This window comes from Sphingomonas sp. Root720, assembly GCF_001428605.1.
GTDB lineage: Bacteria > Pseudomonadota > Alphaproteobacteria > Sphingomonadales > Sphingomonadaceae > Rhizorhabdus.
Window position 1 is genome coordinate 146,189 of sequence record NZ_LMID01000001.1, and the last position, 26,001, is coordinate 172,189.

Genomic DNA, 26,001 nt, shown 5'->3' on the forward strand with positions numbered 1-26,001 from the left:
CGGCCCGGCACCGCCACGATTTCCTTCCATCAATATGCTTTCGCGCTTGCAGCATACTACTCCTTGAAGCTGGCCGGCGCCGCAGACACGGTCTTCACTCCCGCCGGACTCGCCTCGATCACCTCCAGCGCCCGTTGAGCGACCCCCGTGGGACCGAAGCGGAAAGCGCCGTCGACACCGACGAAGCCATCCTCGTCCCGCAATCGATCGGCCGGGAAGCGCTCCCCCACCTTCCAGTCGCGCGCGATCTTCACCACCAGCAGCATCGAATCATAGCCGAGGCTCGCGAGCCGGAACGGCGCCTTGCCGAACTGCCGGCGATAGGAGGACGCGAGTTGGCGATAGCGCCCGTCCGAGACGCTGGCGTACCAGGCGCCGCTGAGGGCCGGCGCGGTCAACGCGGACGGTTCGGCGGCCCACAGTTCGGTGCCGAGGATGCGCGCCTGCTGGCTGGAGACCTTACGGATCATCGGCACCGCGCTGTTCGCGAGCCGGGCGTTGTCGGCAATCAACACGCCTTCATAAGCCTGGTTGTGGCCGAGTTCGGCCACCGCCTTCTGAAGCGACCTGGCATTGCGCTCGTAGCTCTTCATGGCGACGAGACTGCCTTCCGCGCTCTCGACAGATCGGATGATCGCGGTCGAAGCGTTGCGTCCATAGACGCCGGTCGGCACCAGGGCCGCGAAGCGCTTGATGCCCTTGCTCTTCGCATAGTGGACGACCCTGTCGATCGACTGGGTGGGGGAGAAGCCCATCACGAACAAGCCGTTGCCCGCAACCGCCGCATCGTTCGAATAGGAGATGACGGGAATGCCCGCCTTGCGCGCGGCCGGCGCCACCGCGGCAGCATCCTCCGACAGTAGCGGCCCCAGGAACAGCCGGTTGCCGTCCGCCAGCGCGCGGTTGGCTGCAGTCGCGGCGCCGGCCGCCGTGTCGTAGGTCGTCATCCGCACCGATTTGTTGCCGGTATCGATCAGCGCCATCGTCGCCGCGTTGGCGATCGACTGGCCGACCGCGGCATTGGCGCCCGACAGCGGCACGAGCAGCGCGATTCGGTGCCGCGCCTGATCCCCCGGAAGCGTGCCCGGGGTGGGCGCCTCGGCCGCCGGCGGCGGAGTCGCGGGCCGCCCTGGCCGGCCCTTCGGCACCATACCGGCGCAGCCGGCGAGCAGGGCGGCGAAACCAAGCACCGCTCCCTTCAGGATCGAATATCGCGGTTGCCTGTAAGCGGGGGCCTCTGCCATCTGTTCTGCCTTATGAACCAAATTACCGAACAAGGCGCGACCGATGCACAGGCATCCGAAGCACCCCTCCCCCCGGGCCTGTATATCGTGGCCACGCCGATCGGCAACTTGGGTGACCTGTCGCCGCGCGCCGCATCGGTCCTGACGCGGGCCGAAACGATCGCGGTCGAGGACAGCCGCGTCACCGCCAAGCTGCTCCATCACCTCGGGGTCAAGCGGCCCATGACACCCTATCATGACCATAATGCGGACAAGGTGCGCCCCGCTCTGATCGCGCGGATGGCGACGCAGGCGGTGGCGCTCGTCTCCGACGCGGGGACGCCTCTGATCTCCGATCCCGGCTACAAGCTGGTCCGCGACGCGCGGGCTGCCGGCATTTCCGTCACCACCCTGCCCGGCCCCTGCGCGGCGGTCGCGGCGATGACCTTGGCGGGCCTGCCGACCGATCGCTTCTTCTTCCTCGGCTTCCTGCCGTCCAAGGAGAAAGCGCGCGCCGACGCGATCGCGGAGGTCGCCGCGGTGCGGGCGACGCTGATCCTCTACGAATCGGGTCCACGCCTCGGCGCCACCCTCCAGGCGCTGGCCGACGGGCTGGGCGACCGCGAGGCGGCGGTGGTCCGCGAAATCAGCAAGACCTTCGAGGAAAGCGTGCTCGGCCCGCTGTCCGACCTGGCCCAACGCTACAGCGAAAGCGGCCCCCGGGGCGAGATCGTCGTTGTCGTAGGCCCGCCCGGGCCCCGCGCCGCCGCATCGATGGAAGATGCCGACGCTTTGCTGCGCATCGCGCTGACCCACCTTTCGACCGGAAAGGCCGCCAGCGAAGTCGCCCGCTCGACGGGCCTCAACCGCCGCGATCTCTACACGCGGGCAATGGCGATCAGGGACGGCGATTGAACCGTCGCGCCGCCGAGAAGCAGGGCCGCAGCGGCGAACGCATCGCCGCATGGTGGCTGAGACTGCATGGCTGGCGGATCGTCGGCGAACGGGTGAAGACGCGGCGCGGCGAGGTCGACCTCATCGCGCGGCGCGGAAAGACCCTCGCCTTCGTCGAGGTGAAGACGCGCGGCGATGCGGCCGGGCTCGCGACGGCGATCGACGACTATCGCCTGCGCCGGGTCGTCGCCGCCGCCGAGGCGCTGCTGCCACGCTATGGCGAGGGCGCGGAAAATGTCCGGATCGACGTGATGCTCGTTCGGCCTTGGCGGGTCCCGGTGCATCTGGAAAATGTCTGGCATGGCTGACGGCCCTGCTTCCGTGCGGGGAAGGACCCATATGTGGAGCGGGGGCATTGCAGCGCTCCCTCCCACCCCCTAGTTAGGCCTCCGAAACCATCGGAGCCTGCCCATGCCCCTCAAAGTCGCCGTCCAGATGGATCCGCTGGAGACGATCAACATCGCGGGCGATTCGACCTTCGCGATCATGCTGGGCGCGCTCGCCCGGGGGCACAGCCTTTGGCACTATAACGCTGGCGACCTCTGCTATCGCGATGGGCGGGTGACGGCGCCGGCGCGGCCGATCGTGAAGCTCCAGCGCGTGGCGGGAGATCATTTCGAGGTCGGCGCACCGGTGATCCTCGATCTCGCCGAGGATATCGACGTGATCCTGATGCGGCAGGACCCGCCCTTCGACCTCGCCTATATCACGGCCACCCATCTGCTCGAGCGGATCCAGCACAGGACACTGGTGGTCAACGATCCTGCCTCGGTCCGCAACGCGCCCGAGAAGCTGTTCGTGCTGGACTATGCGCAGTTCATGCCGCCGACGATGATCACCCGCCGGCTCGACGACGCCCGCGCCTTCCATGCCGAGCATGGCGAGGTGGTGGTGAAGCCGCTCTACGGCAATGCCGGATCGGCGGTGTTCCATGTCGGTCGCAAAGACGCCAATCTCGCCGCGCTGACCGAGCTGTTCGGCCAGGTCTGGCGCGAGCCCTTCATGGTCCAGGCGTTTCTTCCCGACGTGTCCAAGGGCGACAAGCGGATCGTGCTGGTCGACGGCAAGGTCGCCGGCGCCATCAATCGCCTGCCCAAGGAGGGTGAGATCCGGTCGAACCTCGCCGCCGGCGGCCGCGCCGATGCGACCGCGTTGTCGCCGCGCGAGATCGAGATCTGCGACGCGCTCGGTCCCGACCTCGCCGCTCGCGGCCTGCTCTTCGTCGGAATCGACGTGATCGCCGGGCATCTGACCGAGATCAACGTCACGTCGCCGACCGGCATCGTCGCGATCGACACGTTCAACGGGACCGATACGCCCGCGATGATCTGGGACGCGATCGAAGCCAAGGTCCGCTGACGCCCCAGGCCCGAGACGGAGCCCAACATGAGCGACTGGGTCCAGCAGCTGATCGCCGACGGCGGCTATCTGGGCCTATTCCTGCTGATGTTCGGGGAGACGATCTTCCCGCCCATCCCTTCGGAGGTCATCATGTCGATGGCCGGGCTGCAGGTCGCCAAGGGCATGATGACCCTGCCGGCTGCGGTCCTGGCGGGAACCGCGGGCGCGATGCTCGGCAACATCGTCTGGTATCTCGCCGCGCGCTGGCTGGGGCTCGACCGACTCCGGCCGTTGATCGAGCGCCATGGCCGCTGGCTGACGATGGACTGGAACGAGGTCGACCGCGGCGAGCGCTGGTTCATGCGCCACGGCTATCTGTTCGTCTGCATCGGCCGGATGATGCCGACGATCCGCTCGCTCGTCTCGGTGCCCGCCGGACTGATGCGGATGCGCTTCCTGCCATTCGTACTGTGGTCGTCCGTCGGTACCCTGGGCTGGTCGGCCATGCTCGCGATCGGCGGCTGGATCCTCGGTACGCGCTTCGCCGAGATGGAGACCTGGCTAGGCCTCGCCTCGACCCTGCTGCTGGTCGCCATGAGCGCCTGGTACCTGTGGCGCGTGCTTACCTGGCGCCCCTCGCGCTGACCGCAAGCCCGAGCCATCATGGCGCCGAAGCGCGCAAGATCAACTCCGGCGTCATCACGATCGGGTCGCACGACTCTCCGCCGAGCCTGCGGAACAGTCGGTCGACCAACTGCTCGGCGCCCTCGCGCAGGTTCTGGCGAACGGTGCTGAGCGACGGTGCGACCTGCGACGCGAGCGGCCCGTCGCCATAGCCGACCACCGCGACCTGGCCGGGCACCGACAGGCCGTGCCCGACAAGCGCCCGGATCGCCGCGACCGCGATCAGGTCCGACGCGGCGACGATCCCGCCGGGCGCGGGATGGTCCGCGAGATGTTCGACGAACAGCTGGTATGCACCCTCCGAGTGGAGGGGCGCGAGGACCATTCCCCCGGGCTCGATCCCCGCCTCGCGATGCGCGGCAAGGAATCCTTCATACCGGGCGTGGATTTCGGGCAGCTCGGAATGGCCGGCGTAGAGGATTCCGCGCCGTCCGCCTGCCAGCAGATGGCGGGTCGCGATCGCGCCGCCTGCCACATCGTCCGTCCCGACCGAACAATAGCCCTGATCGGCCGTCTGCTCGCCCCAGACGACGATCGGGCGATAGCCGGATGCTACCCGGCGCAGCACGGCATCCTGGTTCGACCGGCCGATCACGATCACGCCGTCGACCCGGCCCGAATTGACCAGCACATCGAGCCAGCCGTCGTCGCCGGGAACGATCCGGGTCAGCAGCAGATCATAGCCACGCGCGGTCACGCCGTCGGCGACATGTCCGAGCATGGTGACGAAGAAGGGATCGGATACCAGCTGCGAGATATCATGCCCCAGCGGGAAGACGATGCCGATCGCATTGGTCCGCTTGAGACGCAGGTTGCGCGCCATCTGATTGAGCTGGAAGCCATGCTCGCGTGCGAGTTCGTTGATTCGGGTGCGCGTTTCCAGACTGATCATCTTGCTGCCGGCCAGCGCGCGCGACACCGTCGATGCCGACACCCCCGCCAGCCGGGCTATGTCCGAAATACTGCTGACGCCGTCCCGTTTCTCGCTAGAGGCCATGGCGCGCGCGACATCCAAGCCGGCAGCGGCCAGCGACCGGACCGGGTACGGCCATTCAAAAAGCCCGTTCCAGGCGGTCGAGCAGGCTGAGCGCCGGGCTAGACGTGGGGGCTTGGGTCGGGGCGTCGACCTCCAACCGGCGGACCCGCGCATAGAGGTCCTGGCTGGCATCGATCAATGCAATGGCGGGTTGCGGCAGGCCGCGGATCGAGGCGGCGTCGCTAGGCGCCGCATCGCCGAGGCGACGGGCCGCCGCCGCCGCCTCCTCGTCGCTCATCTGACCCAGCTCGATCGCCCGCTCGGTCAGCAACCAGGCGAGGACATGCATCAGCCGGCTGGTGACCTTCAGGGATTCGCAGCTCAGCGTGACGCGGACGAGCGGGTCAAGCGCCTCGCGGTCGTCGCGTCCCTGATGTTCGAAATAGCCCCGGACCTCATCGGCGAGCAGCATCGCCTCGGTATACAGGCCGTTAACCAGCCGGCCGCGCAGGCGAATCTCTCTGGGGCCTTCGTTCATGCGTCATAAGTGACATAGCCGAACGCCGTCAGAAATCGAAAAATGGGTTAACCATGACGGAAATCGGCTGGTTTCCGCGGCGTCAGGCTGTTTAGCCCCGCTGGGCCTCCAGCCCATCGGCGAAACGACCGAGATGGTCGATCATCGACTGCAAATCGGCCACTTGCCGACGAAGATTATCCACTTTCGCGCGACAGCGCAGCGCGGCCACGGCTCGCTGGGTCGTCCCGCCGTCGCCGACGTCGTAGAGATCCAGCAACTCGCCGATCTCGTCCAGGCTGAAGCCCATGTTCTTTCCCCGCAGAATCCAGGCAACACGAAAGCGATCGCGGCGCGAATATATCCGCGTGGCACCGTCGCGCGTGGGCGCGATCAGGCCTTCCTCCTCGTAGAAGCGCAGAGCGCGGGGCGTGACGCCCAGTTCCTTGGAAAGTTCGCCGATGCCGAAGCTCTCGGCATCGGTCGATGCGATGTCGACGATAGGAACGCAGTTGCTGGCCACGGAAGACCCCCTGAAAGGACTGTATATGTCCTTATGGCAACCGTGTTCGGGCCATCAATTGAGCAATAGCAAACGTTTGCGACTTTAGTCTAAATCCTCGATATTTTACGTTTTTTCCGCGCGCGCGAGCACTGAACCGTCGCCATCGATCCGCCGGTAGAAGCAGCTGCGCTCGCCCGTGTGGCAGGCGGGGCCCGCCGGCTCGCAACGCAGCCACACCGCGTCCTGGTCGCAATCGATCCGCGCCTCGACGACGCGCATGACGTTACCGCTGGTCTCGCCCTTCTTCCACAGCCGGCCGCGCGAGCGCGAGAAGAAGGTCGCCTCTCCGCTGGCGAGGGTGGCGGCCAGCGCCTCCGCGTTCATATGGGCGAGCATGAGCACCTCGCCCGAAAGATGGTCGGTCACCACCGCGGTGATGAGGCCGGCGGCATCATAGCGCGGGTCGAGCACGCTGCCCTGTTCACGATCATGGTCCATGAGCGGAGCGATGCTCCAAAGCCGCGCGGCGGGCAAGACCGGGCGGAATCGGGCGGACCGCAGATTTATTATGACAGTGGGGCGACAAATGCCGACGCCCCCACTATATGCGCCCCTATCAGCCACCGCGACGGGATACGCGATGCTCACCACGCATCCGTTTGATGATGACAAGCTGCGCGAAGAGTGCGGCGTTTTCGGTATTTGGGGCGCGGAGACCGCGGCCGCCATGGTCGCCCTCGGCTTGCATGCTTTGCAGCACCGGGGGCAGGAGGCGGCCGGGATCACGAGCTGGGACGGCCATGCCTTCCACACCCACAGGGCGATGGGCCATGTCGCCGGCAATTTCGACAAGGACGAGGTGATCCGCGGCCTGCCCGGCAAGGTCGCCTGCGGCCATGTCCGTTATTCGACCACCGGCGAAACCGCACTGCGCAACGTGCAGCCGCTGTTCGCCGAACTGTCGTCGGGCGGTTTCGCGATCGCCCATAACGGCAATATCTCCAACGCGATGAAGCTGCGCCGCGAACTGGTGCGCGGCGGATCGATCTTCCAGTCGACCAGCGATACCGAGACGATCATCCATCTCGTCGCCATGTCCAAGTACCGGACCCTGCTGGATCGCTTCATCGACGCGCTCAAGCAGGTCGAAGGCGCCTATTCGCTGATCTGCATGACGCCCGAGGGCATGATCGCCTGCCGCGATCCGCTCGGCATCCGTCCGCTCGTCCTCGGCCGGGTCGGCGACGCCTATATCTTCGCGTCGGAGACGGTCGCGCTCGACGTGGTCGGTGCCACCTTCATCCGCCAGGTCGAACCGGGCGAACTGGTGATCATCTCCGAAGGCGGCCTGCGCTCGATCCGTCCCTTCGCGGACGTCCGCGCCCGCCCGTGCATCTTCGAGCACGTCTATTTCTCGCGCCCCGATTCGATCGTCGACGGTTCGTCGGTCTATTCGGTGCGCAAGAGCATCGGCGCCCAGTTGGCGATCGAGAACCCGGTGGAGGCCGACCTGGTCGTGCCGGTACCCGACTCGGGCACGCCCGCCGCTATCGGCTATGCCCAGCAATCGGGCATTCCGTTCGAACTCGGTATCATCCGCTCGCATTATGTCGGCCGCACCTTCATCCAGCCGGGCGACCAGGTTCGCCATCTCGGCGTCAAGCTGAAGCACAACGCCAATCGCGCGCTGATCGACGGCAGGAAGCTCGTGCTGATCGACGACTCGATCGTCCGCGGCACCACCAGCGTGAAGATCCTGCAGATGCTGCGCGATGCGGGTGCCCGCGAGGTGCATCTGCGCATCGCCAGCCCGCCGACCCGGCACAGCTGCTTCTACGGCGTCGACACGCCCGAGCGCGCCAAGCTGCTCGCCGCGCAGATGAACGTCGCCGAGATGGCCGCCTATATCGGCGCCGACAGCCTCGCCTTCCTGTCCATCGACGGCCTCTACAGGGCGCTCGGCGAAGATGGGCGGGTGGATCGCGCCCCGAATTTCTGCGACGCCTGCTTCACCGGCGACTATCCGACCCATCTCACCGATCATGAAGAGCTCACCCCGACCGACCAGCTTGCCCTGCACGGCGAGCGGGTCGTCGCCTGATCCGCTCAACCGGGACCCCATCATGGACAAGCCACTTTCCGGCAAGCTCGCGCTCGTCACCGGCGCTTCGCGCGGCATCGGTGCCGCAACGGCCGAAACCCTGGGCGCGGCGGGTGCGCATGTCGTGTTGACGGCCCGCACCGCCGGCGGGCTGGAAGAGGTCGAGGAACGGATCCACGCGGCGGGTGGCAGCGCTACCATCGCCCCGCTCGACCTGGCCGAGAATGACAGCATCGCTCGGCTTGCCGAGGCGATCGGCGGTCGATGGGCAGCGCTCGACATCCTCGTGCTCAATGCAGCGATGCTGGGCACGCTGGCGCCGGTCCCGGCAATCGACGCCAAGGAGTTCGCCCGGCTGCTGACCCTCAACATCATGGCGCAGCAGCAGCTGATCGCCGCCTTCGACCCGCTGCTGCGCGCCAGCGCGGGCGGCCGGGTGATCGGGCTGACCAGCACGGTCGCGCAGGCGCCGCGCGCCTATTGGGGGGCCTATGGCGCCTCGAAAGCCGCGCTCGAGACGCTGCTGCTGGCCTATGCCGAGGAAGTCGCCAGGATCAGCGCCATCCGCGTGGCGATCGTCAATCCCGGCGCCACCGCGACGGCGATGCGCCGGAAAGCCTATCCAGGCGAAGACCAGGAGAAGCTGAAGGGCCCCGCCGTCGTGGGCGAGGCGCTTCTGAAGCTGGTCCAGCAGGACTTCGAAACGGGCTATCGGCTAACGGTCGAGGGCTGAGCGTGCTTTCGCCAGGATGACGGTCGGGATATTCTCGGACGCAACCTCCTGCAGAGGCTGGCATCCATGTCCGCCGCCTTCTCTGGGGTCCTTTGGACCTCAACCTTCGGTGGCGCGACGCTCGGCTAGTCTTTCACCAACGTCACCTGCGCGACGTCGATGCCGCCGCCGGTGAAGCCGCCCTCGCAATACATCAGGTAGAAGCGCCACAGCTTGACGAAAGCCTCGTCGAAGCCCTGCGGCAGCCGGCCGTCGACTACCGCCTGATCGAAGCTTTTCCGCCATCGCCGGAGCGTTTCCGCATAATGGAGGCCGAAACGGTGGCGACTGGATGCTTCCCAGCGCAGCCCGGCTTTCTCCGCCGCGGCGCGAAAGCGGCTTTCGGAGATCAGCAGGCCGCCGGGAAAGATGTAGGTCTGAATGAAATCCGCATCGGTGCGGTAGCTTTCGAATATATCGTCGTCGATCTCGATATACTGGATTGCCGCCCGGCCGCCCGGCTTCAGCGCGCGGGCGATTGCCTCCATATAGGTCGGCCAATATTTCTCGCCGACCGCCTCGACCATCTCGACGCTGGCCACGGCGTCATATTGCGCAGGAACGTCGCGATAATCGCAGATCTCGAAGCGTGCGCGGTCCGACAGCCCCGCCTTCGCGATCCGCGCATCGGCATAGGCCTTCTGCTCGACCGACAGGGTGATCCCGGTGACGTCGGCGCCATAATCGGCTGCCGCCACTTCGGCGAGGCCGCCCCAGCCGCAACCGATCTCGAGCAGCTTCATGTCTGGCTTCAGCTCGAGACGGTCGAGCAAGGCAGTGATCTTGCGATGCTGGGCCTGTTCGAGCGGCTCGGCGGTACCGATCGGATCGGCGAACAGCGCTGACGAATAACTCATCGTCCGGTCGAGCCACAGCTCGTAGAAGTCGTTGCCGAGATCGTAATGGAAGGCGATGTTCCGCCGGGCGTTGCTGCGGCTGTTGCGTCGGACGGCGTGCCAGATCCAGTTGAAGAATCGCAGCGGTCCCTGCGCCCGACCCAGTTCCCCGAGCGGATGGCGGTTGCGCATGAACAGGTCGAAGATCGGCACCGGATCGGGGCTGGTCCACTCGCCCTCGGCCCAGCTGCGATACCAGCCCACCGAACCTGTGGTGACGAGCCGGATCAGGGCGTTCCAGCTCTTCAACTCGATGACGGCGACGGGGCCCGGTTTGCGGCCGCCGACGACGCGGAAGCTGCCGTCGGGCAAGGTCGCCTCGATCGCGCCTTCCTCCAGTCCCTGGTCGATCCGGTCGAGCAAGCGCTGGAAGCCGGGTGACAGCAGGCGGGCTATCCAGCTGGACCCGGTGGCGAAGCGGCGGTCGGCAAGAAGAAGGTGTTGTCCACGCACGGGCGGCTGCGCATTCATCTGATCTCGTCCGTCCTATCCCCAACTCGGCCGAAGCAATGCCGCTTATATCCAGCCATACGGGAGCGGAAGAAGCTTTGTTGCAGGGGCGCCGACAAAATTCCTCAGATTCGCGCGTTCGCCGCCAGTGCCCGTTCGCGCGCGGCGCGGTGACCGATCAGTGGCGCCGGATAGCCCGTGGGCGAAAGTCCGGCGCCAGCGGGATCGTGGATCGCTTCGTCGCCCAGCCCCGCCAGTTCGGGCAGCCAGCGACGGATATAGTCGCCGGCATCGAATTTCGGCGACTGGACGAGCGGCGCCATGATCCGGCCGAACGGATTGGAATCGATCCCGGTGCCTGCCACCCACTGCCAATTGACGCCGTTGTTGCCATAATCGGCATCGACCAGCGTGTCCCAGAACCAGCGCTCGCCGCGCCGCCAGTCGATGAGGAGGTGTTTGACCAGGAACGACGCCGCGATCATCCGCACCCGGTTGTGCATGACGCCGGTCGCCCACAGCTCGCGCATGCCCGCATCGACGATGGGATAGCCCGTCCGCCCGCATGTCCAGGCCCGGAAGTCGCGATCGGCCTCCTCCCCCGTCCGCCAGCGGAAGCGATCGAACGCGGCACGTCCGTTGGTGTCGCCATAGTCGGGAAGGAAATCGACGACATTGGCGCAGAAGTCTCGCCAGCCGAGCTGGCGGAGCCATGGGTCGGCCCTGTCTGGTGCCGACGCCATCGCGCGGTGCCACAAGGTCGCCGGGGATATCTCGCCGAAGTGCAGGTGCGGCGACAGATGCGAGGTGCCGTCGACCGACGGCCGGTCGCGGTCGCCATCATAATCGGGGAGCAACGGCAGGAAGTCGTCGAGCGCCGATCGCGCGCCCTCCTCGCCCGGCGTCCACCGGTCGAAACCCTTCGCCCAGTTGGGCCTCGCCGGACGCAGCGCCCAATCGTCGAGCGCATCGCCATCGATGCCCGCCTGCGGCGCATGGATCGTGGCGGGCGCCGGCGCCGGCCTGCCCGGCGGCATCCGTTCCTTCAGCGCGCGCCAATAGGGAGTAAAGATGCGGTAGCGGCCATGGCTTCCAGTCAGCACCGCCTCGGGCGGGGCGAGCCGACCGCCATCATGAAGATGCAGCCCGATTTCTCCGGGGAGTTCGCCCTCGGCCCGCTTCCACCAAGGCTCGTAATGGCGCAGCGCATGGATTGTCCGCGCGCCGACTGCGCGGGCGACGGCGGGGAGTTCCTCCGCCGCCCTGCCCCGGCGCAGGACGAGCCGTCCGCCCCGCTGGGCCAGGTCGCGGTCGAGCGCCCGCAGGCTATGGTGCAGCCACCAGCGCTGCGCCGCGCCGATCGCGCGGTCGCCGGGGGTGAGGTCGTCGAGGACGTAGACGCCGATCCACGGCCCGGCCGCCGACGCCGCTGCGACCGCGGCCTGATCGGCGAGCCGCAGGTCCTGGCGAAACCAGACGATCGATGGCGCGATCAATTGCCGGGCGTGGCCGGAACCGGGGCCCTGACGCCGTCCGGTTTCGCTGGATTGGCCATGCTGTGCAACAGCGCGATCCGGTCGGCGTCGGGCAAGGCGCGGAGCAGCGACAGCAGACGATCGTTCTGGCGCGTGCGCAGTTCGCCCTGAAGCACCTCCTCGCGCCGGAGCATGGGCTCCAGCTTTTCGACATCGACCGCGGCGCCGGCGATCAGTTGCGCCTTCTGCTGACGGATCGTCCCCAGTTCGGCCTGGATCTCCTTCGTGCGCGGATCGGGCGTGCCGATGATCCGCGCGGCGATCGTACGGCCTTCAGCCGACAGCGTGATCCGGCGCACGGGAACGGCGCCGGCTGTAGGTGCCAGCACCTTGCCGGGAGCCGTGGCGGGCATCGCCGGCTTGGCGGAGGGCACCGCGGCGATCGCAACGGACGAGACGACAAGGAACATAGCGGCGATCATCGTGCCACGCATCATCGGACTACCTCTACCCGCGACTCTCAGCCGAGCCCCATCAGGCTCAGCACTTCCTTACGGCTTCGTTCGTCGTCGCGGAAGACGCCCATCATTCGGCTCGTCGTCATCCCGACACCGGGCGTGCGAACGCCCCGCGCCGTCATGCAGCTGTGGCTGGCTTGGATGACGACGGCGACGCCGACCGGCTCCAGGTGCGTCCATATGCAGTCGGCCACCTCGGCGGTCAGCCGTTCCTGGATCTGCAGGCGCCGAGCAAAGCCGTGCAGCACGCGTGCCAGCTTGGAAATGCCGACCACCCGATGGTGCGGCAGATAGGCGATGTGCGCATGGCCGATGATCGGCGCCATATGATGTTCGCAGTGCGACTGGAACGGGATGTCCCGGAGCAAGACGATCTCGTCATAGCCGCCGACCTCCTCGAAGGTGCGGGTCAGGTGGAGCGAAGGGTCCTCGTCATAGCCCTGGCAATATTCCTTCCAGGCGCGGCCCACTCGCGAGGGCGTATCGAGCAGACCTTCGCGGGTGGGATCGTCGCCCGACCAACGGATCAGCGTACGGATCGCTTCCTGCACATCCTCTGGTACGGGAATCTTGCCCGCGGGCGTGCCGTGCAGCGCTTCGTCGTCGTCACCGAGTATCGACATTCCGCATCCTGTCCTGTTGTTTCGCGTCCGCCTAACGCATGGCGCGCCGGGATGTAAACGTCAGCGCGGCCACATTCGGGCGAATTCCGGTTCCCCGTCGACGAACTGGTGCTTCAGTGCCCCGGCCACATGGAGCAGCAACAGGACGATCAAAGCATAGCCGCCGACCTCGTGCATCGCACCGAACAGGCCATGGAGATATTCCTTGCGGTCGTCGGGCAGCGCCATGACGAATCCGACGCGGGGGAAGTCGAACAGGTTGAACAACCGCATCGGAATCTCGGGCGCTGCCTTCCAGGCGCTGTCGTGCAGCCACCCGGTCAGCGGCATCCACAGCATGAACGCATAGAGGCCGAAATGGGCGATATGAGCCAGCGCCCGCTCCCATGCCGCCATGCCCGCCGAAAAAGGCGGCGGCTTATGGCCGAGACGCCACAGGATGCGAAGCAGCACCAGACCGAGCACGGTGATACCGATCGATTTATGCGTATCGATCGCGAGGCGGATATTTTCGTCGGGGAGTTTCTCGGCCAACAGGCCGAGCAGCAGATTGCAGATCATTAACACGGCGATCAGCCAGTGAGCGATGATCGCGGGAGTCGTATACCGCTTCGTAAGCGGGCGTTCATCGGCCATGGCTATGCTCCGGCGCTGGATTGTTGCGATACGTCAACATTCCGATCATAGAGCGCGAAACGGCGGATTCCAGCCGGAACGCAGAATGAGTTTTCCGGTCGCGCCTTCATGAAAATGCCGTCCTCGATCGAAGCCCGCTTCAACGCCTTCTCGCCGCGCCTCAATCCGCGTCCCTTCACCCTGCCCGCGCTATTGCTCCACGGCGGGGCGTTGCTGGCACTGGTCGTGCTGACCGCGCAAGCCTGGGCACAGCCGGGGATCTTCGCCTGGTCGGTCGGGCTCGTCTATCTGGCATATGACACCGCGCTGCTCGTCTTCGTGGGCGTCCAGACCCTGCCGCTGCGCCGCTTCACGCCGGCCGAGCCGGATGGCAGCGAACGCCCGACCCTGGCAGTGCTCATCGCCGCACACAACGAGGCGGCGGTGCTCGAACAGACCGTCCGCGCCCTCCTCGCACAGCAGGACCCGCCCGACATCATTCTGATCGCCGACGACGGATCCACCGACCCGACCCCGCGGACGATGGAGCGCGCCTTCGCCATGGCGAAGCCCGCTTATGGCGAGTTGGCCCGATCGCCCGACGTGCCGGCGCTGCGCTGGTTGCGGTTGCCGCACGGCGGCAAGGCACGCGCGCTCAACGCCGCGCTCGAGGCGATCGACAGCGACATCGTGCTGACGGTCGATGCGGACACCATCCTCGCCCCCGACGCGATAGCGGCGATGCGGACTGCCTTCCACCGCGAACCCGCGCTGGTCGCGGCGACCGGCCTGCTGCGGCCGATCTGCGACCGCAGCGCCGCCGGGCGGCTGTTCGAATGGTTCCAGACCTATGAATATGTCCGCAACTTCATCTCGCGCTTCGCCTGGATGCGGGTCGACGGGCTGCTGCTGATTTCCGGCGCCTTCGCGGGCTTCCGACGCAGGGCGGTGGTGACGGTCGGGGGCTTCGACCCCGAATGCCTGGTCGAGGATTATGAATTGATCCACCGGCTCCATCGCTGGTCGACCGAGAACGGCCTTGGTTGGAAGGTCCGGGTGCTGGGCGAGGCCCGCGCGCATACCGACGCGCCCGGCCATGTCGCCCCGTTCCTGCGACAGCGGCGGCGCTGGTTCGGCGGTTTCCTCCAGACCCAGTTTTGGAACCGCGACATGGTCGGCAATCCACGCTTCGGGCGGCTCGGCACGATGATGCTGCCGGTCAAGGCGTTCGACACCGTCCAGCCCCTGTTCGGCCTCGTCGCCTTCGCCCTGCTGATCGGCTTCGCAAGCCAGGGGCGTCTGCCCGTTGTCGGCCCGATCCTGGTCGCGATGCTTGCAAAGGTCGTGATCGACCTCGGCTTCCACCTCTGGTCGATCATGCTCTACCGGCGCTGGTCGGGCGGCATGCTCCCCGAAGGCTGGGGCCGCGTCCTCGCCGCCTCCTTCATCGAGCCGTTCAGCTTCCAGTTGCTCCGGCATCTCGGCGCCGCCTGGGGCTGGATCGCCTTCCTTACCCGCAGCTCGACCTGGACCAAGGCCCGGCGCGGCGGAATATTGGCAAGGGCTGCATCCTGATGGCCTTTGCGATCCGAGAAGACGACCTCACCGGAGAGCAGACCCGCGCGCTGCTGGCGCTGCATCTGGCCGGGATGCGCGCCCATTCGCCGCCGGGCAGCGTCCATGCGCTCGACCTGTCGAGCCTCCGCATGCCTGAGATTACGGTCTGGGCGGCCTGGAGCGGGAATAGGATGGCGGGCATCGGCGCACTCAAGATGCTCGCCGACGGCGGCGGCGAGATCAAGTCGATGCGCACCCATCCGGATTTCCTGCGGATGGGCGTGGCCGCCGCGCTGCTCGACCATATCATCGCCGCCGCGCGAGATCGGGGCGTGCGTCGACTGTGCCTGGAAACCGGCAGCGGGCCCGCCTTCGATCCGGCATTGGCGCTCTACCGGCTCAGGGGTTTCACCGATGGCGAAGCGTTCGGACACTATGTAGCGACCGCCTTCAACCGGTTCCTGCACCTGGAACTCCACGCATCGATCGAAGGGCCCAGCGAATGAGCGACGACTATGTCTATGACGAGGCGACCGGCGAATGGGTCAGCGCGGTCGATGCCGGTGCGGAGGGCGCGGGCGCCCCAGGCGTCGAGGTCCGCGATTCGGTCGGCAATCTCCTCGCCGACGGCGACAGCGTGACCCTGATCAAGGACCTGAAGGTCAAGGGTGCCAACCAGACGCTCAAGCGCGGCACGCTGATCAAGTCGATCCGGCTGACCGGCGACGAGCAGGAGATCGATTGTCGCTACGAAGGCATCAAGGGCCTGGTGCTGCGGGCGGAGTTCGTCCGGAAAAGATGAGATCGGACGCGGTCGTCGGCATCGAGCAAGCGCATCCGGAAACCGCCCGTCCGACCTTACCCCGCCGCCGCTTCCGGCCCCGCGTCATTGGCGACAGTACGGGCGCCGCCGATCGCGGCGAGGTCGAACGGCGTCGTCCGGTAGATCTCGTTGATCCAGTTGCCGAACAGCAGATGGCCATGGCTTCGCCAGCGATTTTCGGGGGGTCTCGTCCGATCGTCGCCGGGGAAGTAATTCGCCGGAAGCGGCCCCGTTCCGTCGCGGAAATACTCGTCGGCGAGGGTCCGGGTGTCATATTCGACATGGTTGAACATATGGATCGACCGGTGCGACGGATCGCCGAGCAGGCACAGGCCCGTCTCCTCGCTGTCCACGAGCACCTCGAGGCTGCAATCGGCGGGAAAATCTTCTCGCCGGACCTCTGCCCAGCGTGAGACCGGAACGGAGAAATCGTCCGAAAAACCGCGCAGATAGGGAGACGATGGCGCGAGATTGCGGTGCCGGAACACGCCGAAAGCCTTCCCGGGCAACAGCCGCTTGGGCACGCCGTGAAAATGATGGACCGCTGCCTGGGCCGCCCAGCAGATGGTGAAACTGCTGTGGACATGGGTCTGGGTCCAGTCGAGTACGCGACACAACTCGGCCCAGTAGCCGACCTCCTCGAAGGGCAGGTGCTCGACCGGCGCGCCGGTGATGACGAAGCCGTCGAAGCGTTCGTCGCGGACTTCCGCCCAAGGGCGGTAGAAAGCCGCCATATGATCGGCCGGGGTATGGCGCGCGACATGATCGGTCATCCGCACCAGGGTAAGTTCGACCTGCAGCGGGGTCGCGCCGAGCAGCCGGGCGATCTGGGTCTCGGTATCGATCTTGTTCGGCATCAGGTTGAGCAGGCCGATGCGCAGCGGCCTTATGTCCTGCCGCACGGCGTCGGTCCGGCGCATGACGGCGACGCCCTCCTGCTCGAGGATGGGACGGGCTGGAAGGTCGTCGGGAATCTTGATCGGCACGTCGCGTCGTTCCTTGTCGGCAGGGTCGACGCGATGAGGCTTGGTCCGCTTGGTTGCCGGATCGGCCACATCCTCCTCTCGGAGCGCCACCTTGCCCGGATCGGCAGGTTGGCGTTGGGCGCCGGCCCAACTCTTGATGCTGTTCGCTATCTAGGGCGAAGCGACCTGCTTGGCAATCGTCGAACGACGCGGCTGCCGTTCAGGCGGCCGCCGCGCCCGGCTCGATCGTCTCATGCTCTTCGGCAAGCGCCTGGACCAGCGGCTGGAGCCGGCGGTCGTAGCGGGCGAGCACATCGGGCGCGCCGACCTGGGCATGGTGGGTGACGAATCCCTCGCCAGTCCACAGGTGGAGCGCGACGCCGGGCTGCTCGGCGACGATCATCGGCCGCTCGTCCGGGCATTCGGGGTCGATCGGCGCCATTTCCAGCGCGACCTGTGGCGCGGTCGAGGGCGCCACCGCCAGCATCCGGCCATGCCAGCTGGTCGTGATCGAGCGGTGGATATGGCCCGAGATCATCGTCACGTCGGGCCGGTTGCCGATCGCCTTGTCGAGCATCACCACCCAGGGTTCGGTCGGGTGCGCGGTCATCCAGGGAATGCCGGTCTCGATCGGCGGATGATGGAGGACGATCAGCACCGGCTTGCCGGGCATCTCGGCGAGCCGGGCCTTGAGCCAGCCCGCGCGGCGGCGGCAGAAGGCGCCGCCATGATGGCCTGGGTCGAGCGTGTCGAGGACGATGATCCGCACCTCGGCCTCGTCGATCACATATTGGACGAAGCCGTCTTCGACCGGCAGGTCGGGAAAGACCTGCTTCATCGCGGCCCGATCGTCATGATTGCCGGTGCAGAGATGGACGGGGAAACCGCAGCCATCGATCAGGCCGCGAAGCCGCTCGTAGCTGGCGATATCGCCATTGTCGGTCAGATCGCCGGTCAAGAACAGCCGGTCGGGAACGACCGAGAGGCCCTTCACATAATCGATCGCGGAAGCGACCCGGTGGAAGTTGAGTTCGTCAGGGTTGTCGAGATCGAAGCCGATATGCAGGTCGGTCAGTTGCGCGATCAGCATGGACTTGGCCCTCTGTACTCGACCGGTAAACGCGTCCGGCCCCGAAAACGGTCCGCCCATATGATCACCTGCTGCCACGACCGGTTGTGATCTGCTACACAAGCAATCGCAAAAAGCGGTAAACCGGGGTTTAAATACCGGTACCGGCCTGCTTCAGCGCCCTCTCCTCGATATGTTCGACCGCCTTGCCGCGGGCGCGATTGTCACGAACCATCAGCGGCGCGAAGTCGTTGCGATGATAGTCGTGGCACATCGCGCAGGCCGATGGCACTTCCTTGTGCGCGTCCTGGCCGCCATGGCATTCTTGGCATTTGGCGAGCTTCGGCAGGTTGACGTCGGCCGATAGCTTGGAGCCCTTCACCGCATGGCAGCTGGCGCAGCTCTCGGTGTCGTGCGCGGCATGGTCGAACCAGCCCTTCATCATGTAGCGCCGGCTGAGCGCAACCGGAGCGACCGCGAAGGGCGTCGTCGGATTGCCCGTCGCACGGACGGTGTGGCAGTCGAAGCAGGCGCCGCCCTTCGAGAAGACCGCCCGGATCGCCTGATCGGCATTGCCTATGTGCATCGCGCTGGTCTGGGCGAAACCGATCCGCTGGCCGGCCGTGGCGAAATCGCCCGGGCGCCGTCGGTCCATGCCCTGCAGAGCGGCGCTGCGGGGGGCACCGGCGCGATAGAAGGCACGGATGTCGGCGACCACCTGGGCCGGATCGCCGTGCCGCAACGTGCGGACCGTGCCGCCGACCTGGTCGAAGGCGAGGCTGTGGCAGGCGCCGCAAGCCGGCTCCATCTTCACCGCGACGAAGCTCGACCCGGTCGCGTCGCGGATGTGACAGTTGGCGCAGTCGAGCGGCGCGCCATAACCCTCGGACTTGCCGAGCGTCTTCGCCATCTGCGCCACCCCGTTGGTGGCCGAAAGATGCAGATCATGAGGGAATTTGAGGCCATTATCCTCCTTCGGATTCGCATCGAGCGACACGCGGCGGAAGGACGGCAGGCCGTTGGCACCGGCGAAGCGAATCGTCGGCTCGAACTGCGGGTGGCCCTTGCCGAAATCGTCGGCATCCTTGAGGGCGGTATCGATCCGCTTGCTCATGTCCCCATGGCAGTTGGTGCAGAAGCGCTCGTCGGTCACCGGCATCGCCGTCTGGCCCTGATGCTCGGTATGGCATTCGACGCAGCGGCCGGGCTGGATGCCAAACAGCCCCCCGACGAACTGCTTGGTGCCGCCAACGATACCGGGCGAACCCTTGGCCGCGAGCAGCTTGGCCTTGTCGGCATGGTCGTGGACCTTGGTGTGACAGGCGACGCACGCGGTATCGCGCACCGATTCTCCGGCCTTCACATGGCAGGCCTGGCAATTATTCTCGAGCCCCTTGTGCACCTGCGACAATTTGCCCGAAGTCCACAGCTCGTCGGCATGAAAGGCCACCTTGCGGCCGTTCTCGGTCGGCTGGGTGTTGATCGACACCAGCGGCCAGGCCAGGAAGATCGCCAGAACCAGCAACACGCCCGCCCAGGCCATGATCCGCTTGGTCGGCAGTACCGCGGCGAGCGAGAAGACCCTGGCCTCCTCCTTTTCCTCGGAGGCGTTCGAAATCGCGCCAGACCGCTCGACCGTGATGACGACCGAACCCTTTTCCTCGCCCTCGCCCGGCTCGACCGACAACGAATGGCTGCCGATGCGGATATCGGCGCCCGGCGATGCGGAGAAGCGCTCATGCTCGGTCGACTTGCCGTCAACGACGAAAGGCATGCCCGCGGTCGCGACGATCTCGACCGCACCGCCCGCAACGGTGCGGATCACGGCATGGTTCAGGGTCACCGCCAGATCGGGGAGGTGGATGTCGCTCGAAGGGCTGCGGCCGATGGTCAGTTCGGCCTTGTCGAAGCTCTTGGGGCGGACGATGTCCCGCCCGTCGGCGGTGCGCGCTACCGTGCGAACGATGAAGCTCATTGGCGCGTTCTCACCAGTAATAGAAGACGGAGACGATGTGGACGAACAGCGCCGCTATCAGGGCAAAGGTCAGCGGGACGTGGACATAAAGCCACACCTCCAGCAGCGCCTTCAGCCGCAGATGCTTGCGGATCCGCGATAGCGACGAACGCTTGCGCTCCAGCAGCACTTCCACATGGTCGAGTGGATCGGCCTCGCCTTCCTTCCGGCTCTGCGCGGCCCGGACGGCCGCCAGCGCGGCGCGATTGCCGCACTTGCCGTAACGGCCGGTCAGCCGGGCGATCAGCCCGCCGCCGAACGGATCGTCGTCGAGCGACATGCGCACCATCGCCGCGCCGTCGGCATCGAGCGGCTGCGCCGCCTCGTTGAGCTGGCGATCGATCATCCGCAGATTGTCGAGCATCTGTATCTGGGTCGTCTCGCCGCGGTTCGCCGAGAGCGCTTGCGGCAGGCTCGCATACGCGGCGATGCCGAAGATGCCCGAGACGATGACGACCATCATCAGCGCATAGGCCAGCGTATGGACGTTCCATCCGAAGTCGAAGCCGGTGTGGAGCGTCGCGATGACGATCAGCGACAGGCCCAGATAGACATGCGCCGAGGTCCAGCTCTTGAGCGACCAGCGTCCCGGGGTGATCGAACGCTTGCGCAGGCCGAGCATGGTCAGCCAGAGGATCAGCAGGACCCCGATCGTGCCGGTGACATAGCCATAGATGCTGCCGCCATTAGGCTTGGGCTGGACGTCGTTGAACGCATAGACGATCAACGCGACGAAGCTGATGCCGAGCGCGATCTTGAGCCATTTATAGCCCTGATGACGCAGGAACCCCTCATGCTCGGAAGCGCGCTCGCGACCGGTGGTCGCTTGCCGTAGCGATTTGCTGGCCATCAGGCGTCGTCCCGTTGCAGCCGGGCGACCGTCAGGAATTCTTCCGGAGCGACGCGGATGGCCGCCCCCGTCGGACAGGCGCGGACGCAGCTCGGGCCGCCCTCTATACCCGAGCACATGTCGCACTTGACCGCGCGTTTCGCCTTCTCGACGCCCGGCGTCGCATGGGCATAGGCCCATTCGTGGCTGGGTTCCCCGGGGCCGGGCCCCTGACCGAACAGGAACCACTTCCACAGGGACGGCTTCTTCGGCGGCTCCTTCTCCATGCGGATCACCCCATAAGGGCAGTTCCGCTGGCAATTGCCGCAGCCGATGCAGGTATCGTCGATATAGACCTCGCCGTCCTGGCCGCGATGGATCGCGGTCGGCGGGCAATCGGCCATGCAGTGCGGATGCTCGCAGTGCCGGCAGCTCGTCGGGACATGGAGATGCGCGAAGGTCCGCCCCGCCTCGCGGTCGAGCCGCGAAATGCCTTCATGGCTGTCGGCACACGCCTTTTCGCAATTGTCGCAGCCAACGCAGAGATTCTCGTCGATCAGCAACACGTCGGTTGCCTCTCCGACGCCGTTGTCGACCAGGAAATTGGCGACCGAGCTGTACATGTCGACGACGGTGGCGAAGCTGTCCTTCTTCGCTTCGATGAAGGCCGCGAGATCCTCGCGCTCGCCCATCGCGCTCTTCGCCTTGGCGAAGAATTGCGGCTTGGCTTCGAGCAATCGCCGGAACGCGTCGCCGCCGAGCTTGATGACCTCGGACTTCACCGCCGCGCGCACCGTCTGCTTGCGGATGCCGTTGTCGAACAGTTCGAGCTCGCCGACATAGTTGCCGGCCGGCACATAGGACAGGAAGACCGGCTTGCCGCCGATCGACTTCTCGACGACGACCGATCCCGAACGGATCACGAAGACGTCGTTGCCCTCCTCGCCTTCGCGGAAGATCGCCTCGCCGGCGCGGACGGCCTTGATTTCGGCCGTTTCCAGTACCTCGGCAAGGTCAGCGGACTGGAGGCCCGACTGCCACATCTGCAGCAGTTGGCGCTCGGTCGAGATGCGGGTTACGGCGCGCTTCACGCCCGGCACCGACGCCATCAGCTTCAGGATCGCGTTGCGCGGTATCTCGACGACGACGGTCTCGGCGATCGAACGGATCGTCGACCCGCGGCGGCGGCCCGAAACGAGGCCGACCTCGCCGAAGATCGATCCCTGGGGGATGACGATACCGGTCGAGCGGCCATCGGGCAGCGGAATGTCGACCGATCCTTGCGCGATGCAGAACAGCGACGATCCCGGCGCGTTCTTCTCGAAGATGATGTCGTTCTTGCCGTAATAGCGCACATCCGAGTCGAGCATGAACTCGCGCATCTGGAGCGGCGACAGGTCGTTGAGGATCTGGACGTTGGTACGAATGAACTCGAGCCATTCGTCGACCGACTTCCTGATCGGCAGATTGGCGAACTTGCTTTCGAGGATCGGCTCGTCGGCGGGCTTGAGCGCGGTGTTGCCGTTGATGAACTCGACCGCGTCATAGCCCTGGTTCATGCAGTGCTTGATCAGCGGATAACCGGCGAGCGCGCCGATGACGTAGATGCCGTCGTTGGTCGATTCGAACTGCGGCGACAGCGTCGGAAAGGCTTCGCGATCCGGGCTGGTGAACTGGATCCCGCATTCCTCGATGAACTTGCGGGGCGCTGCCGAGCCCATGCGGGCGATGATGCGGTCGCACCGAATCCGCGCCTCGCCGTCGCGGGTGTCCAGCACCAGATGCCCGGGCTCGATCCGGTTGGGCGACGCATCGGTCACCACGTTGATGCGGCCCTCGTCGCGCGCCTGCATCAGCAGCTTTACGTTGGCGCCCTTGGCGCGGCTGAAGTCGGCGGTGCGGTTGATGATCGTGACGATGTTGCCCTGGGCCACGTCCTGGGCGAGGCCGAGCGCATTTTCGATGCCCGCGTCGCCGGCGCCGATCACCGTGATATGCTCGTCGACATATTCGCCGGGATCGTCGAGCTGGTACTGAAGCTGGAGATGGCCGCCGTCGGCGCCCGGGCAGCGCAGCAGGTTCGGGTTGCCCTGCGTGCCGATCGCCAGGATGATCGCCTCCGCCCTGATCTCGGTCTTGTCGGTCAGGGTGAGGGTGAAATCGCCTTTCTGGCCGGCGATCGCCTTGACCTCGCTCCTGAGCCGGACGTTGACCTTGCGGCCCGCGGTCTGCTCGTCCCAGATGCCGAGGATCTTCTCGCGCTTGCCAGCGTCGAAGTCGATGTCCGAGCGCAGCACGAGCTGGCTCGGCGTGGCCATCACATGCTTGCCCTTCTGATATTTGTAGATCGTATCGGAAAGATGGTCGGTCTTTTCCAGCAGGACGTGCGACATGCCGAGCTGCGCCGCATGTGCCGCAGCGCTAAGCCCCGCCGGCCCCGAGCCAACGATGGCAACACGGTAGGTCTCCGCCACTGATTCCCCCTGCCCCGTTTCGACGCCGCCGAGCCAGCGGCCGTTCGTTAGACACCAAAGATCGCGCATGCCCCTGCGACGAGCGCGAATTTTGGTGTCTGCCCCTTCCCTACTCTATCAGCTTCGACGCGTTCCGCTAGACTTTCGTTACATTTGGTTATCAAAGGCTATTACGCTCAATTGCGGAGAGAAATGTGACGAACGACGCCACCGCAAGCAAAGGTTTTCCGCTGCCCTTCGCACGCATCGCGCTGGTCCTCGCCGCCCTGATCGCGGTGGCCGCGATCGCCTTGGCGGTGACCCGGTCGCGGTCCGGCTTCGAAGAATCGGGAGCCGCCGGCAACGAGGCGGGCCCCGTCGGCGACGTCGCGTCGATGGTGGGGGCGCTCGAAAAGCGGCTCGAGGACAACCCGAACGATTTCAAGGGATGGGCGACGCTCGGCTGGTCCTATTATAATCTCGGGCGCTATCCCGACGCGGCGCGCGCTTATGCGAAGGCGACCCGGATCGATCCCTCCAATGCGGAGATGTGGTCGGCGCTGGGCGAAGTGCAGCTGCTGTCCGGCACCGGCGGGGTCACTCCGGCCGCCGAAGCCTCGTTCCGCAAGGCCTTGTCGATCGACCCGAGCGACCACCGCGCCCGCTATTTCCTGGCGGTAAAGAAGGACCAGGACGGCGACCACGAGGGCGCGATCGCGGACTGGATCGCGATCCTCAAGGACAGCCCCCCGGGGGCGCCCTGGGCAAAGCCGGTTCGCGAACTGATCGCCAAGGTCGCCGCAGAGCACAAGATCGACCTCGCCGGCCGCGTGCCGCCGCCGGCCGCGCCGCCGGCCGGGCCTGCGGCGGCGGTGGGCGGTGGCGACACCGTGGCGACGGACGGCATTCCCGGGCCCAACGCCGCCGACCTCAAGGCCGCGACGGCGATGAGCCCGTCCCAGCAGGACGAGATGGCGCGCATGATGGTCGCCCGCCTCGCCGCCCGGCTGGAAAGCAATCCAAAGGACGCCGACGGCTGGATCAGGCTGATGCGCGCCCGAATGGTGCTCAACGACGCGCCGGGCGCGCAGGCCGCGCTCTCCAAGGCCCGGGCCGCCTTCAAGGGTGACGCCGGCCAGCTCGCCCGCTTCGACGAGGCCGCCAAGACCTTCGGGATGGGGCGCTGAGGCCCAGCAAAGACGTTCTGACGCCAAAGCAAAAGGGCCGCCGGATCGCTCCGGCGGCCCTTTTTCATGCGGTGGCCCGTCGGATCAGGCGGCGTCGCCGCCGGCCTTTTCCTTGCTCTTCTTGGAGAAGACCCGGACCGGATCCTTGCGGCCCTCCACCACGTCCTTGTCGACCATGATCTCGTCGACGCCGTCCATCGAGGGCAGGTCGAACATCGTGTCGAGCAGCAGACCTTCGAGGATCGAGCGCAGGCCGCGCGCGCCGGTCTTGCGGGTGATCGCCTTGCGGGCGATCGCGACCAGCGCGTCGTCGGTGAAGCCGAGCTTGACGCCCTCCATCTCGAACAGCTTCTGATACTGCTTGACCAGCGCGTTCTTCGGCGCGGTCAGGATCTCGACCAGCGCGGCCTCGTCGAGGTCCATCAGGGTCGCGATCACCGGCAGGCGGCCGACGAACTCGGGGATCAGGCCGAACTTCAGCAGATCCTCGGGCTCGCACTGCTGCAGGGTCTCGCCGGTGCGCCGTTCCTCGGGTGCCGCCACATAGGCGCCGAAGCCGATCGACTTGCCCTGGAGTCGATCACCGATGATCTTCTCCAGGCCGGCGAAGGCGCCGCCGCAGATAAACAGGATGTTGGTCGTATCGACCTGCAGAAACTCCTGCTGCGGATGCTTGCGGCCACCCTGCGGCGGAACGCTCGCCGTCGTGCCTTCCATCAGCTTGAGCAGCGCCTGCTGGACGCCCTCGCCCGATACGTCGCGGGTGATCGAAGGATTGTCCGCCTTGCGGCTGATCTTGTCGATCTCGTCGATGTAGACGATGCCGCGCTGGGCCCGCTCGACATTATAGTCGGAAGCCTGAAGCAGCTTCAGGATGATGTTCTCGACATCCTCGCCGACATAGCCGGCCTCGGTCAGCGTGGTCGCGTCGGCCATGGTGAACGGTACGTCGAGGAGACGGGCCATCGTCTGGGCGAGCAACGTCTTGCCCGAGCCCGTCGGCCCGACGAGCAGGATGTTCGACTTGGCCAGCTCGACATCGGCACCCTTGGCGCCATGATTGAGCCGTTTGTAGTGGTTATGCACCGCCACAGAGAGCACGCGCTTGGCCTTGGCCTGCCCGATCACATATTGATCGAGGTGCTCGCAGATCTCGTGCGGGGTCGGGACACCGCCGTCCTTCTTGCTGACGAGCGCGCCCTTGGTCTCCTCGCGGATGATGTCATTGCAAAGCTCGACGCACTCGTCGCAGATGAACACCGTCGGGCCAGCGATCAGCTTGCGAACCTCATGCTGCGACTTGCCGCAGAAGGAGCAGTAAAGGGTGCTCTTCGAGTCGCCGCCGGTCAACTTCGTCATAAACTAGATCCTGACTCCACTAGGGATCGAACGCATCCTAAACATGTCATCCCCCTTCTCACAACCATCTTAAGAAGCGATGGGCATCTTAAGAA

General features: G+C 66.1%; 26 protein-coding genes and 1 riboswitch. Of the genes, 10 read left to right on the forward strand and 16 right to left on the reverse strand.

The annotated features are described in order from the left end of the window. Positions 1 to 56: 56 nt before the first annotated feature. Positions 57 to 1,244: a penicillin-binding protein activator gene (locus ASE22_RS00735; protein ID WP_056353617.1), complete on the reverse strand. Its 1,188-nt coding sequence runs from the start codon at positions 1,242 to 1,244 to the stop codon at positions 57 to 59. Between the two features lie 12 nt (positions 1,245 to 1,256). Between ASE22_RS00735 and rsmI the strand changes: the two genes are divergently transcribed. From rsmI to ASE22_RS00755, 4 genes are all read left to right on the forward strand, one after another. Then, a complete protein-coding gene (gene rsmI / locus ASE22_RS00740; protein WP_056353621.1) occupies positions 1,257 to 2,138 on the forward strand; it encodes a 16S rRNA (cytidine(1402)-2'-O)-methyltransferase in 882 nt (293 codons plus the stop codon). Beyond that, positions 2,135 to 2,485 carry a YraN family protein gene (locus ASE22_RS00745; protein ID WP_056353624.1) on the forward strand — a complete coding sequence of 117 codons (351 nt, stop codon included), beginning with the start codon at positions 2,135 to 2,137 and terminating at the stop codon, positions 2,483 to 2,485. The genes rsmI and ASE22_RS00745 overlap by 4 nt, the downstream gene beginning before the upstream one ends. Positions 2,486 to 2,588: 103 nt before the next feature. Then, entirely contained in the window at positions 2,589 to 3,536 is a 948-nt protein-coding gene (gene gshB, locus ASE22_RS00750; protein WP_056353628.1) for a glutathione synthase, read from the forward strand. A gap of 27 nt (positions 3,537 to 3,563) precedes the next feature. Further along, entirely contained in the window at positions 3,564 to 4,163 is a 600-nt protein-coding gene (locus ASE22_RS00755; RefSeq protein ID WP_056353631.1) for a DedA family protein, read from the forward strand. A gap of 16 nt (positions 4,164 to 4,179) precedes the next feature. Here the strand turns inward: ASE22_RS00755 and ASE22_RS00760 are convergent, their stop codons facing one another. From ASE22_RS00760 to hisI, 4 genes are all read right to left on the reverse strand, one after another. Next, a complete protein-coding gene (locus ASE22_RS00760; RefSeq protein ID WP_056356162.1) occupies positions 4,180 to 5,199 on the reverse strand; it encodes a LacI family DNA-binding transcriptional regulator in 1,020 nt (339 codons plus the stop codon). A gap of 55 nt (positions 5,200 to 5,254) precedes the next feature. After that, a complete protein-coding gene (locus tag ASE22_RS00765) occupies positions 5,255 to 5,716 on the reverse strand; it encodes a DUF1465 family protein (protein WP_056353634.1) in 462 nt (153 codons plus the stop codon). Between the two features lie 91 nt (positions 5,717 to 5,807). Continuing rightward, entirely contained in the window at positions 5,808 to 6,218 is a 411-nt protein-coding gene (locus ASE22_RS00770; protein WP_056353637.1) for a MerR family transcriptional regulator, read from the reverse strand. 105 nt (positions 6,219 to 6,323) lie between these two features. Next, entirely contained in the window at positions 6,324 to 6,698 is a 375-nt protein-coding gene (hisI, locus tag ASE22_RS00775; RefSeq protein WP_056353640.1) for a phosphoribosyl-AMP cyclohydrolase, read from the reverse strand. 142 nt (positions 6,699 to 6,840) lie between these two features. Between hisI and purF the strand changes: the two genes are divergently transcribed. Then, a complete protein-coding gene (purF, locus tag ASE22_RS00780; RefSeq protein WP_056353643.1) occupies positions 6,841 to 8,301 on the forward strand; it encodes an amidophosphoribosyltransferase in 1,461 nt (486 codons plus the stop codon). A 22-nt stretch (positions 8,302 to 8,323) separates the two neighbouring features. Beyond that, the gene (locus tag ASE22_RS00785; RefSeq protein ID WP_056353644.1) at positions 8,324 to 9,034 is read left to right on the forward strand and encodes an SDR family NAD(P)-dependent oxidoreductase; all 711 of its coding nucleotides are present in this window, start codon (positions 8,324 to 8,326) and stop codon (positions 9,032 to 9,034) included. 125 nt (positions 9,035 to 9,159) lie between these two features. Here the strand turns inward: ASE22_RS00785 and ASE22_RS00790 are convergent, their stop codons facing one another. The 5 genes from ASE22_RS00790 to ASE22_RS00810 all read right to left on the reverse strand — a co-directional run bounded on the left by ASE22_RS00790 (position 9,160) and on the right by ASE22_RS00810 (position 13,671). Beyond that, positions 9,160 to 10,440: an SAM-dependent methyltransferase gene (locus ASE22_RS00790; protein ID WP_056353647.1), complete on the reverse strand. Its 1,281-nt coding sequence runs from the start codon at positions 10,438 to 10,440 to the stop codon at positions 9,160 to 9,162. Positions 10,441 to 10,544: 104 nt separating this feature from the next. Then, positions 10,545 to 11,915, reverse strand: coding sequence for a cryptochrome/photolyase family protein (locus ASE22_RS00795; protein WP_056353650.1), 1,371 nt, complete (start codon positions 11,913 to 11,915; stop codon positions 10,545 to 10,547). Next, positions 11,912 to 12,391: a hypothetical protein gene (locus tag ASE22_RS00800; RefSeq protein ID WP_056353653.1), complete on the reverse strand. Its 480-nt coding sequence runs from the start codon at positions 12,389 to 12,391 to the stop codon at positions 11,912 to 11,914. Before ASE22_RS00800 ends, ASE22_RS00795 begins: the two co-directional genes overlap by 4 nt. A gap of 23 nt (positions 12,392 to 12,414) precedes the next feature. Then, positions 12,415 to 13,035 carry a GTP cyclohydrolase I FolE gene (folE, locus tag ASE22_RS00805; protein ID WP_056353657.1) on the reverse strand — a complete coding sequence of 207 codons (621 nt, stop codon included), beginning with the start codon at positions 13,033 to 13,035 and terminating at the stop codon, positions 12,415 to 12,417. A gap of 60 nt (positions 13,036 to 13,095) precedes the next feature. Further along, positions 13,096 to 13,671 carry a cytochrome b gene (locus ASE22_RS00810; protein ID WP_056353660.1) on the reverse strand — a complete coding sequence of 192 codons (576 nt, stop codon included), beginning with the start codon at positions 13,669 to 13,671 and terminating at the stop codon, positions 13,096 to 13,098. A gap of 114 nt (positions 13,672 to 13,785) precedes the next feature. Here ASE22_RS00810 and ASE22_RS00815 point away from each other — a divergent pair, with 114 nt between their 5' ends. The 3 genes from ASE22_RS00815 to ASE22_RS00825 are packed head-to-tail and all read left to right on the forward strand — an operon-like array spanning position 13,786 to position 16,009. Continuing rightward, positions 13,786 to 15,225 (forward strand): glycosyltransferase family 2 protein, encoded by a 1,440-nt coding sequence (locus ASE22_RS00815; RefSeq protein WP_235537496.1) that lies wholly within the window; start codon positions 13,786 to 13,788, stop codon positions 15,223 to 15,225. Continuing rightward, positions 15,225 to 15,713: a GNAT family N-acetyltransferase gene (locus tag ASE22_RS00820; protein ID WP_056353665.1), complete on the forward strand. Its 489-nt coding sequence runs from the start codon at positions 15,225 to 15,227 to the stop codon at positions 15,711 to 15,713. Before ASE22_RS00815 ends, ASE22_RS00820 begins: the two co-directional genes overlap by 1 nt. After that, positions 15,710 to 16,009, forward strand: coding sequence for an alkylphosphonate utilization protein (locus tag ASE22_RS00825; RefSeq protein ID WP_056353667.1), 300 nt, complete (start codon positions 15,710 to 15,712; stop codon positions 16,007 to 16,009). The genes ASE22_RS00820 and ASE22_RS00825 overlap by 4 nt, the downstream gene beginning before the upstream one ends. Positions 16,010 to 16,065: 56 nt before the next feature. On the opposite strand, the gene ASE22_RS00830 is transcribed toward ASE22_RS00825, so the two are convergent. From ASE22_RS00830 to ASE22_RS00850, 5 genes are all read right to left on the reverse strand, one after another. Further along, the gene (locus tag ASE22_RS00830) at positions 16,066 to 17,016 is read right to left on the reverse strand and encodes a homoserine O-succinyltransferase (RefSeq protein ID WP_056356164.1); all 951 of its coding nucleotides are present in this window, start codon (positions 17,014 to 17,016) and stop codon (positions 16,066 to 16,068) included. A gap of 39 nt (positions 17,017 to 17,055) precedes the next feature. Beyond that, positions 17,056 to 17,161: riboswitch (SAM-I-IV-variant riboswitch) on the reverse strand. A gap of 54 nt (positions 17,162 to 17,215) precedes the next feature. Beyond that, positions 17,216 to 18,085 carry a phosphodiesterase gene (locus tag ASE22_RS00835; RefSeq protein ID WP_056353670.1) on the reverse strand — a complete coding sequence of 290 codons (870 nt, stop codon included), beginning with the start codon at positions 18,083 to 18,085 and terminating at the stop codon, positions 17,216 to 17,218. Between the two features lie 130 nt (positions 18,086 to 18,215). Further along, entirely contained in the window at positions 18,216 to 20,039 is a 1,824-nt protein-coding gene (locus ASE22_RS00840) for a cytochrome c3 family protein (protein ID WP_056353673.1), read from the reverse strand. Between the two features lie 10 nt (positions 20,040 to 20,049). Continuing rightward, positions 20,050 to 20,928, reverse strand: coding sequence for a hypothetical protein (locus tag ASE22_RS00845; protein ID WP_056353676.1), 879 nt, complete (start codon positions 20,926 to 20,928; stop codon positions 20,050 to 20,052). Then, positions 20,928 to 23,381, reverse strand: coding sequence for a cyclic nucleotide-binding domain-containing protein (locus ASE22_RS00850; RefSeq protein ID WP_082545792.1), 2,454 nt, complete (start codon positions 23,379 to 23,381; stop codon positions 20,928 to 20,930). Before ASE22_RS00850 ends, ASE22_RS00845 begins: the two co-directional genes overlap by 1 nt. A gap of 194 nt (positions 23,382 to 23,575) precedes the next feature. On the opposite strand from ASE22_RS00850, the gene ASE22_RS00855 reads away from it, so the two are divergent. Continuing rightward, complete coding sequence (locus tag ASE22_RS00855) at positions 23,576 to 24,547, forward strand: tetratricopeptide repeat protein (RefSeq protein ID WP_056353682.1); 972 nt, start codon at positions 23,576 to 23,578, stop codon at positions 24,545 to 24,547. 84 nt (positions 24,548 to 24,631) lie between these two features. Here the strand turns inward: ASE22_RS00855 and clpX are convergent, their stop codons facing one another. Beyond that, complete coding sequence (gene clpX / locus ASE22_RS00860) at positions 24,632 to 25,906, reverse strand: ATP-dependent Clp protease ATP-binding subunit ClpX (RefSeq protein ID WP_056353686.1); 1,275 nt, start codon at positions 25,904 to 25,906, stop codon at positions 24,632 to 24,634. Between the last annotated feature and the right edge of the window lie 95 nt (positions 25,907 to 26,001).